At 63.3% G+C, this 15,540-nt stretch carries 15 protein-coding genes; 7 read left to right on the top strand and 8 right to left on the bottom strand.

Going from position 1 to position 15,540, the window contains the following annotated elements:
- Positions 1-33: 33 nt before the first annotated feature.
- The 6 genes from ACF8EA_RS03985 to bioB all read right to left on the bottom strand — a co-directional run bounded on the left by ACF8EA_RS03985 (position 34) and on the right by bioB (position 4,958).
- A complete protein-coding gene (locus tag ACF8EA_RS03985; RefSeq protein ID WP_103443372.1) occupies positions 34-330 on the bottom strand; it encodes a pyrroloquinoline quinone biosynthesis protein PqqE in 297 nt (98 codons plus the stop codon).
- 169 nt (positions 331-499) lie between these two features.
- Entirely contained in the window at positions 500-1,180 is a 681-nt protein-coding gene (gene bioD / locus ACF8EA_RS03980) for a dethiobiotin synthase (protein ID WP_003255605.1), read from the bottom strand.
- A 10-nt stretch (positions 1,181-1,190) separates the two neighbouring features.
- On the bottom strand, positions 1,191-2,009 hold the full coding sequence (gene bioC, locus ACF8EA_RS03975; RefSeq protein WP_021782687.1) for a malonyl-ACP O-methyltransferase BioC: 819 nt from the start codon (positions 2,007-2,009) through the stop codon (positions 1,191-1,193).
- Entirely contained in the window at positions 2,002-2,733 is a 732-nt protein-coding gene (locus ACF8EA_RS03970; protein ID WP_021782686.1) for an alpha/beta fold hydrolase, read from the bottom strand. Before ACF8EA_RS03970 ends, bioC begins: the two co-directional genes overlap by 8 nt.
- A complete protein-coding gene (gene bioF / locus ACF8EA_RS03965; RefSeq protein WP_392521156.1) occupies positions 2,726-3,898 on the bottom strand; it encodes an 8-amino-7-oxononanoate synthase in 1,173 nt (390 codons plus the stop codon). Before bioF ends, ACF8EA_RS03970 begins: the two co-directional genes overlap by 8 nt.
- 1 nt (position 3,899) lies before the next feature.
- On the bottom strand, positions 3,900-4,958 hold the full coding sequence (gene bioB, locus ACF8EA_RS03960) for a biotin synthase BioB (RefSeq protein ID WP_014589423.1): 1,059 nt from the start codon (positions 4,956-4,958) through the stop codon (positions 3,900-3,902).
- 89 nt (positions 4,959-5,047) lie between these two features.
- Here bioB and ACF8EA_RS03955 point away from each other — a divergent pair, with 89 nt between their 5' ends.
- From ACF8EA_RS03955 to rarD, 4 genes are all read left to right on the top strand, one after another.
- Positions 5,048-5,779, top strand: coding sequence for a ComF family protein (locus tag ACF8EA_RS03955; protein ID WP_021782684.1), 732 nt, complete (start codon positions 5,048-5,050; stop codon positions 5,777-5,779).
- 49 nt (positions 5,780-5,828) lie between these two features.
- Positions 5,829-6,593 (top strand): TOBE domain-containing protein, encoded by a 765-nt coding sequence (locus ACF8EA_RS03950; RefSeq protein WP_021782683.1) that lies wholly within the window; start codon positions 5,829-5,831, stop codon positions 6,591-6,593.
- Between the two features lie 101 nt (positions 6,594-6,694).
- Positions 6,695-7,669, top strand: coding sequence for a serine/threonine protein kinase (locus tag ACF8EA_RS03945; RefSeq protein ID WP_021782682.1), 975 nt, complete (start codon positions 6,695-6,697; stop codon positions 7,667-7,669).
- Between the two features lie 64 nt (positions 7,670-7,733).
- Positions 7,734-8,621, top strand: a complete 888-nt coding sequence (gene rarD / locus ACF8EA_RS03940) for an EamA family transporter RarD (protein ID WP_053870463.1) — start codon at positions 7,734-7,736, stop codon at positions 8,619-8,621.
- Between the two features lie 247 nt (positions 8,622-8,868).
- Here the strand turns inward: rarD and ACF8EA_RS03935 are convergent, their stop codons facing one another.
- The gene (locus ACF8EA_RS03935; protein ID WP_010951709.1) at positions 8,869-9,387 is read right to left on the bottom strand and encodes a glycine cleavage system protein R; all 519 of its coding nucleotides are present in this window, start codon (positions 9,385-9,387) and stop codon (positions 8,869-8,871) included.
- A 440-nt stretch (positions 9,388-9,827) separates the two neighbouring features.
- Between ACF8EA_RS03935 and ACF8EA_RS03930 the strand changes: the two genes are divergently transcribed.
- Positions 9,828-12,005 (top strand): malate synthase G, encoded by a 2,178-nt coding sequence (locus ACF8EA_RS03930; protein WP_392521155.1) that lies wholly within the window; start codon positions 9,828-9,830, stop codon positions 12,003-12,005.
- Between the two features lie 45 nt (positions 12,006-12,050).
- Here ACF8EA_RS03930 and ACF8EA_RS03925 read toward each other — a convergent pair whose 3' ends face one another.
- Positions 12,051-12,596 carry a response regulator gene (locus ACF8EA_RS03925; RefSeq protein WP_021782678.1) on the bottom strand — a complete coding sequence of 182 codons (546 nt, stop codon included), beginning with the start codon at positions 12,594-12,596 and terminating at the stop codon, positions 12,051-12,053.
- Between the two features lie 116 nt (positions 12,597-12,712).
- Between ACF8EA_RS03925 and ACF8EA_RS03920 the strand changes: the two genes are divergently transcribed.
- Positions 12,713-14,650 carry a putative nucleotidyltransferase substrate binding domain-containing protein gene (locus ACF8EA_RS03920; RefSeq protein WP_021782677.1) on the top strand — a complete coding sequence of 646 codons (1,938 nt, stop codon included), beginning with the start codon at positions 12,713-12,715 and terminating at the stop codon, positions 14,648-14,650.
- Entirely contained in the window at positions 14,647-15,357 is a 711-nt protein-coding gene (locus ACF8EA_RS03915; RefSeq protein ID WP_021782676.1) for a PolC-type DNA polymerase III, read from the top strand. The genes ACF8EA_RS03920 and ACF8EA_RS03915 overlap by 4 nt, the downstream gene beginning before the upstream one ends.
- The last annotated feature ends 183 nt before the right edge of the window (positions 15,358-15,540 follow it).

Here is a 15,540-nt window from a genome sequence, read left to right as displayed (position 1 = left end):
GGCAGGCGCTGAAATAGGGGATGACGCAAGTGTTCAGGCGTAGGTGTCGATGAACCGGCCAAGCATTTCGTCGGATGCCTTAGCGACCTTTGCGCCGAGTTCGACTTCGGTCTTGCCCACCGCCTGTTGCACGACACTGGTGGCCATGTCCATCTGCTGGCTGCGGTCGACCGCGCGCAGGCGTTCGGCCTGAAAATCGCTGGACTGGCTAGTGGCGGTGCGTTCGGCAGTGGTGTTGGCGATCTGGCTGGCGGCTTGATCGACGCGGTTCTGCCCGGTCTGGATTGCGCTCAGGCCCGCGTAGTAGGCGGAGCTACCGGTGATTTCCATGTCAGGACTCCATTGACGCTGGATGACGAACAGCCCCAATTAAAGCAGGCTGGGCGCGAAAAGGCCCGTTTAAATCCCTAATGGCTCAATGCCAGTTGATAGGCCTTGGGTATTCCTGCACTGGCCTCTTCGCGGGCAACCCCCGCAAGGAGGCCGGGCCGGCAACATACTAATCCAGCAAATCCAGCTGCAGATGCTCAGCCACCATGTCGGCACTGGCCTGCTTGAGCTTGGGCACCCGCCCCAGACATGGCGCCGGCAAGCGCTCTGCAAGGCTGGCCAGGTTCTCTTCCAGGCGCGAGGTACGCGGCTCGATGATGTTTGCCACCCAACCCGCCAACTGCAGCCCATCACGTTCAATCGCCTCGGCACTAAGCAAGGCATGGCTGATGCAACCCAAGCGCACGCCTACCACCAGAATCACCGGCAACCGCAGGGCAACGGCAAGGTCGGACAGGTTCTCCAGGCCCGACAGCGGTACGCGCCAGCCACCGGCTCCCTCAATCAGGGTGAAGTCGGCATTTTGTTGCAGCACATTGCGCATCGCCGCGAGCAGTTCTGGCACGGCCAGCGTCACCCCTGCCTCGCGCGCCGCCACATGCGGGGCAATAGCAGGCTCGAAGGCAAACGGATTGACCTGCTCATAGGGCAGCTTGACCGTGCTTTCGTCGATCAGCGCCAGGGCATCACTATTGCGCAAGCCTTTCGGCGTCATCGTACAGCCCGAGGCAACCGGCTTGGCACCCAGCGTGCTCATGCCCTGCAAACGCGCCGCATGCAACAGGCCGGCGGCGATGGTGGTCTTGCCGACATCGGTATCGGTACCAGCAATGAAAAAGGCCTGGCTCATCGTGCTCCCCTTACGCCTGTGGTTTGCGCAACACACCATAGACCACTTGATAGGTGGCTGGCAGCCCTGCGGGCTGGCGAAATGCCTCATAGGCCTGCAGCAGGCCCTGCATTCGCGCCCGGCCGGTGAGACCGGAAGGTCGCCCAGGGTTCAGATTGTGCGCTCCCAAAGCCTTCAGTTCGTGGGTCAGGCTGCGCACATCCGGGTAGTGCAGCACATGCGGGCACCGCTCCAGCTCAAGCTGTTCAAAACCGCTGGCTGCGCACAGGCGCTGATAATCCTCGAAACGGCGGAAGCGGTTTACATGCACCAGACCATCCACCGCCTGCCAGCTGGCGCGCAGTTCGTCGAGGGTGCCCACGCACAGGCTGCTGAAAGCCAGTACACCGCCTGGGCGCAGCACCCGCTGCGCCTCGGCCAGCACACTGGCGAACTGATCGCACCACTGCACCGCCAGGCTGGAAAACACCAGGTCGACGCTGCCATCGCGCAGCGGCAAACGTTCGGCGTCGCCAACCACGTGATACTGCGCCCCGCCCTTCACATGACGGGCGTGCAGCAACATGCCTTCGGCAATATCCACCGCCACGCCGCAGGCCTGGGTGAAACGCTCGGCCAGCATGCGGCTGAAATGGCCGGTGCCGCTGCCCAGGTCCAGCCAGTGTGACGGCTGCAGGCCTGCCGGTAACTGCTCCAGCAGGCTCAGACCAACAGCGCGCTGAAGGGCCGCCACGCTGTCATAGCTGGCCGCGGCGCGGGAGAACGAGGCCGCCACCTGGCGCTTGTCGGGCAATGCGCCGGGCAGGGTCGGACGGGAAAGGTCAGTCATCGCCACTCTCATGCAGGAAACTCTTGATGCCCGCCGCCAGCTCCTGCGGGTACTCCAGCAGGAACGCGTGGGAACTGTCTTCGACCAGGCCCACTTCCACATCGGGCAACAGCTCGCTCAAGGCCTTTGCCGCCTCTGCCGGCACTAGCGCATCGCTGCCGGCAAACAGGTGCAGCTGCGGGCCTCCATAGGCTTGCAAAGCTTCGCGGGTGTCCAGCTTGGCCAGCACTTCAAGGCCAGTGGCCAGGTACAACGGGTCGGTATCCGGTACGCCGACACCCAGTTGGCGCAACAGGGTACGCGGCTGCAGGGCGCCGTCGCTGCACAAGGTACGGAAGCGCTTGAGGGTGACCTGGGTATGGCTGCGGCAGCCGTCGAGGAAGGTGCCGAAGGTGTCTTCGGCCATGCCGTGCGGCCAGTCTGGCCGGGCCAGGAAGCTGGGGTTGCTGGCCAAGGTCAGCAGCCCGCAGCAGTGGTCGCCACGCTTGTGCGCCAGCGCGCTGGCCAACATGCCACCCAGTGACCAGCCACCCAGCCAGGCATTGCTGGGCAGCTTGCGGTCCAGATGGTCGATCCAGGCCTGCACATCGCTGTGGGGCAGTTCTGGCAGGGGCATCAGCTCTACCTGCAGGCGGGCGTCCTGGGCCCGCAGGCTAGCAGCCAGCGGCTCCAGCGCAGCAGTTCCCAAGCCCCAGCCAGGCAACAGAACAAGTCGATTACGCATCGGCGTTCTCCAACTGTGGATAACACTCGGCCAATGCATTCAACAATAGCTGCACCTGCGCCTCGCTGTGCGCGGCGCTCAAGGTCACCCGCAGGCGTGCGCTGCCAGCCGGCACGGTGGGTGGGCGGATGGCCGTCACCAGCAAGCCGCGCTCACGCAGCAGGCGTGACAGACGCAACGCCTTCGCACTGTCGCCGATCACGATAGGCTGGATTGGCGTCGGGCTGTCCATCAACTGCAGCCCCATCTGCTGCGCGCCTTCCCGGAACTGGCGAATCAAGGCTGCCAGATGCTCACGACGCCAGGTTTCACGGCGCAGCAGCTCCAGGCTCTTGAGTGTGGCGCAGGCCAGCGCCGGTGGCTGGCTGGTGGTGTAGATGTAGGGGCGGGCGAACTGCACCAGCGCCTCGATCAGCTCTTCGCTGCCAGCCACAAAGGCGCCGGCAGTGCCGCAAGCCTTGCCCAGCGTGCCGATCAGCACCGGTACGTCATCCACACCCAGGCCAAAGTGCTCGACGATACCGCCGCCCTGTGCGCCCAAGGTACCCAGGCCATGGGCGTCGTCAACCATCAACCATGCGCCGCGGGCACGCGCGACATCGGCCAGCGCCGGCAGGTCGGCCAGGTCACCGTCCATGCTGAATACGCCATCGGTCACCACCAGGGTATTGCCGACTGCCTTGTCCAGGCGGCTGGCCAGGCTGGCCGGGTCGTTGTGCAGGTAGCGGTTGAAGCGGGCACCACTGAGCAGCCCGCCATCCAGCAGCGACGCATGGTTCAGGCGGTCTTGCAGCACCGTGTCGCCCTGCCCCACCAACGCGGTGATGGCGCCCAGATTGGCCATGTAGCCGGTGGAGAACAACAGCGCGCGCGGGCGGCCGGTGAGTTCAGCCAGTGCCTCTTCAACCTGATGGTGCGGGGTGCTGTGGCCAACCACCAGGTGCGAGGCACCACCACCCACACCCCAGCGCTCGGCGCCGGCCTGCCAGGCGGCGATCACTTCGGGGTGGTTGGCCAGGCCCAGGTAGTCATTGCTGCAGAAGGCCAGCAACCGCTGGCCGTCGACCACCACTTCCGGCCCCTGCGGGCTTTCCAGCAATGGCCGCTGCCGATACAGGTCTGCTGCGCGCCGTTCGGCCAGGCGCGCAGCCAGATCGAAAGCCATGTCAGGCTGTCGCGGCGTCGTAGAACATCTCGCTGCTGCGCTGCTCGACCAGCGCTTGCTCGATGGCTGCCTGGTGCACTTCGTCAGCGTGCTCTTCACGCGCTTCGGGCTTGATACCCAGGCGCGCGAACAGCTGCATGTCCTTGTCGGCCTGGGGGTTGGCGGTGGTCAGCAGTTTTTCGCCGTAGAAGATCGAGTTGGCGCCCGCCATGAAGGCCAGGGCCTGCATCTGCTCGTTCATCTGCTCGCGGCCGGCGGACAGGCGCACGTGAGACTTGGGCATGAGGATACGGGCCACGGCCAGCATACGGATAAAGTCGAACGGGTCGACGTCCTCTTCCTCAGCCAGCGGCGTGCCGGCCACCTTCACCAGCATGTTGATCGGCACCGACTCCGGGTGCTCTGGCAGGTTGGCCAGCTGGATCAGCAGGCCGGCGCGGTCATCCAGCGACTCACCCATGCCCAGAATGCCACCAGAGCAGATTTTCATCCCGGCATCGCGCACGTAGGCCAGGGTCTGCAGGCGCTCGCTGTAGGTACGCGTGGTGATGATGCTGCCGTAGAACTCTGGGGAGGTGTCGAGGTTGTGGTTGTAGTAGTCCAGTCCAGCCTGGGCCAGGGCCTTGGTCTGCTCCTGGTCGAGTTTGCCGAGGGTCATGCAGGTTTCCAGGCCCATGGCCTTGACGCCTTTGACCATCTCCAGCACGTAGGGCATGTCTTTGGCCGATGGGTGCTTCCACGCCGCCCCCATGCAGAAACGGGTAGAACCGATGGCTTTGGCGCGGGCAGCTTCTTCCAGCACCTTCTGCACTTCCATCAGCTTCTGTTTTTCCAGCCCGGTGTTGTAGTGGCCGGACTGCGGACAATATTTGCAATCTTCCGGGCAGGCACCGGTCTTGATCGACAGCAAGGTCGAAACCTGCACGCGGTTGGGGTCGAAATGCGCGCGGTGCACGGTCTGCGCCTGGAACAGCAAGTCATTGAACGGTTGCTGGAACAGCGCCTTGACCTCGGCCAGGGACCAGTCGTGACGTGTTGTTGCAGTTGTGCTGGCGCTCATCGGCGTTTCCTTGTTTAGGCTGTAGCTGGCGCCGGGACAGGAAAGCCCGCCAGCGCATCACGGATAGCTCGCATAGTCATGGAAGGCCTATGAACTGTCAACTATACTGGAAGCGACTGGTTTACAAGTGCTCACTTATTGATCAGCAGTGTTTGTTATGCGATGAGCCTGCCGAGCAGCACTACCCGCTGTGCATCACCTGCGAACAGGCGCTGCCCTGGCTGGGTGATCAGTGCCGGCATTGCGCCCTGCCCTTGCCCATGGCCGGCCTGACCTGCGCCGTTTGCGGCCGCGGCTTGCCGGCCTTCGATCAGGTCATTGCCCTGTGGCAGTTCGGCTTTCCGGTGGACACGTTGATCAGCCGCTTCAAGCACAATCGCCAATGGCCTTTGGGGCGCCTGATGGCTGAGCTACTCGGGCAGGGGCTGCTGTATCGCTATGCCGAAGGGCTGCCCCGCCCTGACCTGCTGTTGCCTGTGCCTTTGGCCAGGCGTCGACTGCGCGAGCGGGGGTTCAACCAGGCGGGGATGCTTGGGCGGTGGTTGTCGTCGCACGTCGGGGTAACATGCAACGAGCGTTTGCTGGTGCGAACACGCGAGACACCGGCGCAGCAACATCTGGGTGCCAGGGCACGACGGCGCAATTTGCGCCAGGCGTTCGCGGTAACGGGCGAGCTGGAAGGCAAGCATGTCGCCATCGTCGATGATGTGTTGACCACCGGTGCCACTGCGCAGGCTATTGCCCTGACACTGCGCAAGGCAGGTGCACGGCGGGTGGATGTGTATTGCCTGGCACGTACGCCAAAACCGGGGTATGTATGACCTGGCGCGACCTGCCCATTTGCAAAGCACCCTTGTATACGGAATACCCATGTCCCTACCCCCCCTTCTCACCCAGCACATCGCCCGCCGCCCACAGCGCATCGCGCTGCTGCAGCACATTGCCGAACAAGGCTCGATCACCCGCGCCGCCAAGGCAGCCGGTATCAGCTACAAGGCGGCCTGGGATGCCATCGACGAGCTCAACAATCTGGCCAGCCAGCCCTTGGTCAAGCGCAGCACCGGTGGCCGTGGCGGCGGCGGTGCGCACTTGTCGCCGGAAGGCGAGCGGGTGCTGCGCCTGTACCAACGGCTGCAGGCCCTGCAGGCACAAATCCTCGAAGCCGCCGAAGAATCCGGCGACCTCGACCTGCTCGGGCGCCTGATGCTGCGCACCAGTGCGCGCAACCAGTTGCAGGGCCAGGTCAGCGGCCTGCGCCCAGAAGGCCGGTATGACCGCGTCAGCCTGGCATTGAGCGGCGGGCTGGAGATCGATGCGCTGATCACCCACGACAGCACTGCGCGGCTGGAGCTGACAGCGGGAACGATGGTGGTGGCGCTGCTAAAGGCCGGGTGGGTGCGGTTGCTGGCGCAAGAGGAAGAAGCCGAGGAGGGCAGCAACTGTTTGAGCGCGACGGTGGAAGAAGTGCTGGCCGAGGAGGACGGCCCCAGCGAGGTCAGGCTGGCGCTGGGTAATGGGCAGACGTTGTGTGCCATTGCAGAGGCGCAGTGGTTGGCTGGGCAACAGGTGGCGGCCGGCAGTTCGGTGCGGGTGCAGTTCCATCCGTCCTATGTGCTGATCGGGATACCGGCTTAGCCTCGCCACGCGGTGGGCGGATTGCGGGCATGCCTGTGAAGAAGCCGGCACAGGCATAACGCGCTACCATGGCCCCACGCCGCTTACCCTCCGGAGCCACCATGTCCCACCCCTTCGACACCCTCACCCCCGACCTGGTCCTGGACGCAGTGGAAAGCTTGGGCTTTCTCAGCGATGCGCGGGTGCTGGCGCTGAACAGCTACGAAAACCGCGTGTACCAGGTGGGCATCGAAGACGCGCAGCCGCTGATTGCCAAGTTCTACCGCCCAGGCCGCTGGAGCGATGCAGCCATCCTTGAAGAACACGCCTTCACGGCCGAGCTCGCCGACTGCGAAGTCCCGGTGGTTGCGCCCATGCAGCACGATGACCGAACCTTGTTCGAGCACCAGGGCTTCCGCTTCACGCTGTTCCCCCGTCGCGGCGGCCACGCCCCCGAGCCTGGCAACCTCGACCAGTTGTATCGCCTGGGCCAACTGCTCGGTCGCATGCATGCCGTGGGCGCCAGCAAACCGTTCAAGCACCGCGAGGCACTGGCTGTGGACAACTTTGGCCACGCCTCGCTGAACACCTTGCTGGAGGGTAATTTTGTCCCGCGTGAACTGTTGCCGGCGTTCGAGTCCGTGGCACGCGACCTGCTCAAGCGGGTGGAGGACATCTACGCTCGCACACCACACCAGCTCATCCGCCTGCACGGCGACCTGCACCCCGGCAACCTGATGCACCGTGACGAGGTGTACCACGTGGTGGACCTCGACGATTGCCGCATGGGCCCAGCGGTGCAAGACCTGTGGATGATGTTGGCCGGCAACCGCGAGGAGCGCCTGGGGCAACTGGCCGAGCTGATCGACGGCTACAACGAGTTCCACGACTTCGACCCGCGCGAGCTGGCCCTGATCGAGCCCCTGCGCGCCCTGCGCCAGCTGCACTATAGCGCCTGGCTGGCAAGGCGCTGGGACGACCCGGCGTTCCCGCCCAGCTTCCCTTGGTTCGGCCAGCCACGCTACTGGGGCGACCAGATTCTCGCCTTGCGCGAACAAATGGCTGCGCTGGATGAAGCACCGCTGAAATTGTTCTAGAAGCGCGCCCACCTCTGTCTACAATAGGCGTCGCTTTATTTAGCAACCTAAGCAAGGATTCTGCATGCACGCCGCAAACCCGCGCCGCGGGTACATACTGGGCTTGAGCGCCTACATCATCTGGGGCCTTTTCCCCATCTACTTCAAGGCAATCCAGAGCGTCCCGGCGGTGGAGATCATTGTCCACCGGGTGCTCTGGTCAGCACTGTTCGGCTCGCTACTGCTCCTGGTGTGGAAACACCCCGGCTGGTGGCGCGAACTGCGCAACAACCCGCGCCGGCTGGGCATCCTGGCACTGAGCGGGGCACTGATCGCCGGTAACTGGCTGACCTACGTGTGGTCGGTAAACAACGGTCGTATGCTCGAGGCCAGCCTGGGCTATTACATCAACCCGCTGATCAACGTACTGCTGGGCATGCTCATTCTTGGTGAGCGCCTGCGCCGCCTGCAATGGCTGGCGGTGGGCATGGCCGCCGTGGGTGTGGCGCAGCAGGTGTGGCAAGTGGGCAGCCTGCCATGGGTATCACTGGTGCTGGCGTTGAGCTTCGGCTTCTATGGGCTGATCCGTAAGCAGGCGCCGGTAGCAGCACTGCCGGGCCTGGTGGTGGAGACCTGGATGCTGGTACCGCTGGCCCTTGGCTGGCTGCTGCTGCACCCGTCAGCGATGAGTGCCCAGGGCGCGTTCTATACCAGCAGCGAGGCGCTGTGGCTGATGGCGGCGGGGCCGGTAACGCTGGTGCCGCTGGTATGCTTCAACGCCGCCGCGCGGCACCTGCCGTACACCACGCTGGGCTTCCTGCAGTACCTGGCACCGACTTTGGTGCTGTTGCAGGCCGTACTGCTGTTCGATGAGCATTTGTCGTCGAGCACCTTGGTGGCCTTCATGTTCATCTGGGCAGGTTTGGCGATTTACAGCGTGGATGCATGGCTGAGCTTGCGCAAACGTAGCTGATCAGAAAACGATCAAAACTCTGCAGGCCATGTAGCTACTGGCCTGCAGAAACATCTCCATAGGTTATCCACACCCTCGTCCCCGTGCTTTGTGCACAAGCTGCTGATAATTGGGTGTTTTTTGAGCAAAGCTCTGCAGGGCACGTGATGCCTGGGCTGGAGAGGTACGCCCCCAGGTTATCCACAGGGCCTTCCCCGTGATATCGGGATAACCGCAGATGGCCGCTTCGCGCCCTGGCAATCTCTGATCAATCCTCTGCCCGCAGCTTCAACTCCACCATCAAGTCATCCGCCAGGCTCTCCAGCCGCTGCTGCAGCTCTTCCAGCGGCAAGGTCAACGGCAGCGCCAGCAATGCGTCGGCGTGGAACAACGGCTCACTGCTCATCGGCGCCGGCCGCACTTCTGTGGAAAACCGCTCGACGTTTACCTGCAACTCGGCCAACAAGCGGGTAATGTCCCGTACGATCCCCGGCCGGTCGTTACCCACCAGCTCCATGGCAATCGGCTTCCAAGTGCAAGAAGGCTCGATCCCGCTCTCGGCAATCAGCACGCGAATGTCATACCTGGCCAACCCCTGCAGCGAGGCCACAAGCTCGGCGTAATTCTCTGCCGGCACCGCCACCCGCAGAATGCCAGCAAACTGCCCGGCCATACGCGACATGCGGCTTTCAAGCCAGTTACCACTGTGGTCGGCGATGCACTGGGCAATACGTTCGACCTGGCCGGCCTTGTCAGGGGCAATTACAGTCAGTACAAGATGATCCACAAGCCCTTCCTCGTGTCGGACCGCGCCGGGCGGCAGAAAATCGGGGGATCGAATCAGTATAGGCAAGGCGCGGCAACCTGCCGCAGGGCAATCCGCACAGCTAATCGTGTACTGTTTCAAGATTTATCTGGAACAATCCACCTGTTTTTTGCGAACATACCCACTCCCAGCGTGACCATACGCGACCATCGGGTCGCATAACGGCGCTTTTAGTCTGATTTTGCCCCGCCTACTGCTTCATGTAGTATCCCGTGGCGCGGACTACAAAACGTCGTTTGGATGTCTGCCAAGGCGCCTGTGAAAATACGCACACTGTCTGCCAGCCTGTCTGGCCGGCCGCACCCAGCCGCCCCGAAGGGGCATGCACTGGTGCCGTGTTTAGAGAAGCGCTACAGGCTTAATACAGAAGAGCGAAATAGCTGAGCAGAGTGAGGCAAGCAATGACTGGATACGTTCAAGTCGGTGGCCTTCAGGTCGCCAAGGTCCTGTACGACTTCGTGAACAACGAAGCCATCCCCGGGACCGGCATCGTCGCCGAGCAGTTCTGGGCGGGTGCAGAGAAGATCATCAATGACCTCGCTCCAAAGAACAAAGCCCTGCTCGCCAAGCGCGACGAGCTGCAAGCCAAGATCGACGCCTGGCACCAGGCACGCAAAGGCCAGGCCCACGACGCCGCAGCCTACAAAGCATTCCTCCAGGAAATCGGCTACCTGCTGCCACAAGCCGACGATTTCCAGGCCACCACCCAGAACGTGGACGAAGAAATCGCCCACATGGCCGGCCCGCAACTGGTCGTGCCGGTGATGAACGCCCGCTTCGCCCTGAACGCCGCCAACGCTCGCTGGGGTTCGCTGTACGACGCCCTGTACGGCACCGACGCCATCAGCGATGAAGGCGGCGCCGAAAAAGGCCAGGGTTACAACAAGGTGCGCGGCGACAAGGTCATCGCCTTCGCCCGCGCCTTCCTCGACGAAGCCGCGCCACTGGCCGCCGGCTCGCACGTTGACTCCACGGGCTACCGTATCGAAGGCGGCAAGCTGGTTGTTGCCCTGAAAGGCGGCAGCAACACTGGCCTGCGCGACGATGCGCAACTTATCGGCTTCCACGGCGACGCCGCTGCACCCACTGCCGTGCTGCTCAAGCACAACGGCCTGCACTTCGAAATCCAGGTCGATGCCAGCACCCCGGTCGGCAGCACCGACGCCGCTGGTGTCAAAGACATCCTGATGGAGTCGGCACTGACCACCATCATGGACTGCGAAGACTCGGTTGCAGCCGTAGACGCTGACGACAAGGTCATCGTCTACCGCAACTGGCTGGGCCTGATGAAAGGCGACCTGGCCGAAAGCGTGAGCAAGGGTGGCAAAACCTTCACCCGCACCATGAACCCGGACCGTGAGTACGCGGCGCCTAACGGCGGCAGCGTGACCCTGCACGGTCGTTCGTTGCTGTTCGTGCGCAACGTTGGCCACCTGATGACCAACCCGGCGATCCTCGATGCCCAAGGTAACGAAATCCCCGAAGGTATCCAGGACGGGCTGTTCACCAACCTGATCGCCCTGCACAACCTCAAAGGCAACACCACCCGCAAGAATACCCGCAGCGGCAGCGTGTACATCGTCAAGCCGAAGATGCACGGCCCCGAGGAAGTGGCCTTCGCCGCAGAAATCTTCAGCCAGGTCGAAGACCTGCTGGGCATGCCGCGCAACACCGTCAAGGTCGGCATCATGGACGAGGAACGCCGTACCACGGTCAACCTCAAGTCCTGCATCAAGGCAGCCGCCGAGCGCGTGGCGTTCATCAACACCGGTTTCCTTGACCGCACTGGCGATGAAATCCACACCTCGATGGAAGCCGGCGCCGTGGTGCGCAAAGGTGCCATGAAGAACGAGAAGTGGATCGGCGCCTACGAAAACAACAACGTCGACGTTGGCCTGGCCACCGGCCTGCAAGGCCGGGCGCAGATCGGCAAAGGCATGTGGGCCATGCCTGACCTGATGGCAGCCATGCTCGAACAGAAGATCGCCCACCCGCTGGCCGGTGCCAACACCGCCTGGGTGCCGTCGCCAACTGCCGCCACCCTGCACGCCCTGCACTACCACAAGGTGGACGTACAGGCGCGCCAGCGTGAACTGGCTTCACGTACCCCGGCGTCGGTGGACGACATTCTGGCCATTCCGCTGGCTGCGGACACCAACTGGTCGGCCGAAGAGATCCGCAACGAGCTGGACAACAACGCCCAGGGCATTCTTGGCTACGTGGTGCGCTGGATCGACCAGGGCGTGGGTTGCTCGAAGGTGCCGGACATCAACAACGTCGGCCTGATGGAAGACCGTGCCACCCTGCGCATCTCCGCCCAGCTGCTGGCCAACTGGCTGCGCCACGGCGTGGTCAGCCAGGAACAGGTGCTGGAAAGCCTCAAGCGCATGGCCGTGGTGGTCGATCAGCAGAACGCTGGCGACCCCCTGTACCGCCCGATGGCGCCGAACTTCGACGACAACGTGGCGTTCCAGGCGGCTGTGGAACTGGTAGTGGAAGGTGGCAAGCAACCGAACGGTTACACCGAGCCGGTACTGCACCGCCGTCGCCGCGAGTTCAAGGCGCGTAACGGGTTGTAAGTTACATCTGCGCCAAAGGGGCCGTTTTGCGGCCCCCACTGCGCATCAATCCATTTTCAATTCTCTCTTCACCAGCTCCAACAGTTTGCCCAAATCCACCGGCTTGAGCAGGAAATCCACCACGCCCAGGTGCATCACATCCACTGCTTCTTCCACATCGGTGTCGCCCGACACCACAATGATCGACAACGCCGCCCGCTCCGACGCGCGAATTGTCCTGATCAAGTCCAGCCCACTTTCAGGCTGCATGCGCAAATCGGTAATCATCAACCCGATACGCTTCTGGTAGTGCAGGTACAACCTGGCTTCCTCGGCCCCATCCGCCCCCACCGCATCGATGCCCCGGCTTTTCAGGTACAGGATCAGCGCCTCCCGGTTAACCGCGTTGTCATCCACCACAAGCACCAACGGCCTGGCAGCCACAGGCGCACTCTGGTTTATCACGGCCAAGGCCTCGCGCTCGGCGTCGCTCAGGATGTCGGTGTGCTCGGGCATGCTTGTCTCGTCAAAATAATTCCGCTTCAGCATTAGGACCGCAGTACTTGCGTAACCCGTTTCTCCTTTCGTCGGGTCTCTGACAGGGGCGCTCATAGACTTACGTCCAATGGGCACCACCTCGCCGCAAGCCGACCATGGAGGCAGATAACAACATGGCCGGTACCTATATATAGATATATATAGTTCGGCATAGCGATACGGTCAGTTTCATGAGTAAAAAGGACGCCTACAGCCAGGCGGGCAAGACGGCAGTACTGCAAAACATTCAGGGCACATTGCAGTTCCTGCAGCGCTTTCCGCCGTTCAACCAGATGGAGCACAGCCACCTGGCCTTCTTGGTCGAGCAGTGCCAGCTGCGCTTCTACGCCTGCGGTGAAAGCATCGTCAAACCTGCTGACGGGCCGGTCGAGCACTTCTACATCGTCAAGCAGGGCCGCGTGGTTGGCGAGCGCCAGCATCTGGCCAAACCGGGTGTCGAGACCACGTTCGAGATCACCAGCGGCGAGTGCTTCCCGCTGGCAGCCCTGCTGGGTGAGCGGGCAACCCGCACCGAGCACCTGGCCGGTGAAGACACCTTCTGCCTGCAACTGAACAAGGCCGCATTCATCCGCGTGTTCTCGATGTCTGAAGTGTTTCGGGATTTTGCCCTGCGCGGTGTCAGCAGCCTGCTTGATCAGGTCAATCAGCAAGTACGCCAGCGCGCAGTGGAAACCCTCGGCACCCAGTACTCGCTGAACACCCCCCTGGGTGAACTGGCCATGCGTCACCCGGTGGTGTGCAGCGCCGATACGCCCCTGCGCGAAGCCGTGCGGCTGATGCACGAGCAGCAGGTGGGCAGCATCGTGGTGGTCGACCCGCAACGCTACCCCATCGGTATTTTCACCTTGCGCGACCTGCGCCAGGTGGTGGCAGCAACAGATGCCGACCTGGGCGCCGCCATCGACCGGCACATGACAGCCAAACCGTTCTACCTCCCACCCCAGGCCAGTGCCTTCGATGCCGCCATGGCCATGACCGAGCGGCATATTGCCCATGTATGCCTGGTAGAAAACGGACGCCTGTGCGGAGTGGTTTCCGAGCGCGACCTGTTCTCACTGCAACGGGTCGATCTGGTTCACCTGGCGCGCACCATACGCCATGCGCCACGCCTGGATACGCTGGTCTCGCTGCGCGGTGAAATCAGCCAGCTGGTGGAACGCATGCTGGCCCATGGCGCATCGTCGACGCAGATCACCCAGATCATTACCTTGCTCAACGACCATACCGTGTGCCGGGTCATCGAACTGGCCCTGGCCGAACGTGGCGACCCGGGCGTGCCATTCAGCTGGCTGTGCTTTGGCAGCGAGGGGCGACGCGAGCAGACCCTGCACACCGACCAGGACAACGGAATCCTCTTCGAAGCGGTCGACAGCGCCGAGGCCGACGCCATCCGAGCTCGCCTGTTGCCGCTGGCGCAATACATCAACCAGTGCCTGGCCCAGTGCGGTTTCACCCTGTGCATGGGTAACGTCATGGCCGGCAACCCCGAACTGTGCCTGTCGCGCAGCGAGTGGGCGCGGCGCTTTGCCGGGTTTGTTCGCGAAGCCAGCCCGGAGAACCTGCTGGGTTCGAGCATCTACTTCGACCTGCGGGTGGTGTGGGGTGACGAGCAAGGTTGCGAGCAACTGCGCCAAGGCCTGCTGGCACAGGTAGCCGACAACCGCATCTTCCAGCGCATGATGGCTGACAACGCCCTGCGCCAACGCCCTCCGGTGGGACGGTTGCGCGAGTTCGTGCTGACACGCCAGGGCAACGACAAGGCGGCGACCCTCGACCTCAAGGTCCAGGGGCTGACGCCCTTCGTCGATGGTGCCCGTTTGCTGGCCCTGGCCAATGGCATAGGTGCCTGCAATACCTTGGAGCGCCTGCGCCAACTGGTGGCCAAGGGCGTGATCGAGCCATTGGACGGCGCCGCCTATGAAGAGGCCTACCACTTCATCCAGCAAACCCGCATGCAGCAGCACCAGCGCCAGATACGCGACAACCTGCCCTATTCCAACCGGGTCGACCCGGACAGCCTCAACCACCTTGACCGCCGCATCCTGCGCGAGTCCCTGCGCCAGGCCCAACGCTTGCAAAGCAGCCTGGCCTTGCGGTACCAGTTGTGAGCCTGTTTACCTGGCTGCGCCCCAGCGCGCCCGAACTGGACCACACCACACGCCAGCGCCTGGCCCGATTGCCCAAGCCCGTGCCGCTGGGGGTATGTACCTTGCGCGAGCAGCGCTGGGTGGTGCTGGACCTGGAGACCAGCGGGCTCAACCCCAACCGTGATCAGGTGCTGTCGATCGGGGCGGTGGCCATCGAAGACGGTGCCATCGACTTTGCCCAGCAGTTCGAACGTACGCTGCACCGGCCTTTGCAGAAGACCAACGCCAGCGTACTGATCCACGGCTTGGGCCCTAGCGCCCTGGCTGCCGGTTGCGACCCGGCCGAGGCCCTGCTGGATTTGCTCGATTTCATTGGCGACAGCCCGGTGCTGGCGTTTCACGCGCCATTCGACCAGCGCATGCTGGCGCGTGCGCTGAAGGAGAGCCTGGGTTACCGCTTGCAGTCGCCGTTCCTCGATATTGCCGAACTGGCGCCGATGCTCAACCCCGACACAGTGCTGCGCGAGGCCGGGCTGGATGACTGGGTAGCGCGGTTTGGCTTGCAGGTTGAAGAGCGCCACCACGCCAGCGCCGATGCTCAGGTGACGGCAGAACTGGCGCTGATCCTGTTCAGCCAGGCCAGACGCCAGCAGTTGGACAGCCCGCTGCAGCTGGAGCAACGGTTGCGCGGGTGGCGACGGCGCAAGATGCAGAATCACGGTTTGTAGGGGCGGGATGTGCAGCGCCGGTGAGATCCAGCGCCGCCCGCGCGGCGCGCATCGCGAGCTGCGCTCGCTCCTACGTTTGTTTCGGGCCAGTAACGCCTGTGCCAGGCGCGCGCGACCGCCTTGTTCGTACGACGCGATATCGAGCCATGCGCCAAAGCGTTCGCGTGCATATCCCACAGGAAT

The organism is Pseudomonas sp. YQ_5, from assembly GCF_043103305.1.
GTDB classification, from domain to species: domain Bacteria; phylum Pseudomonadota; class Gammaproteobacteria; order Pseudomonadales; family Pseudomonadaceae; genus Aquipseudomonas; species Aquipseudomonas putida_Y.
The sequence above is the reverse complement of the archived record's forward strand: the minus strand, read 5'-3'. Positions and strand labels throughout refer to the sequence as shown.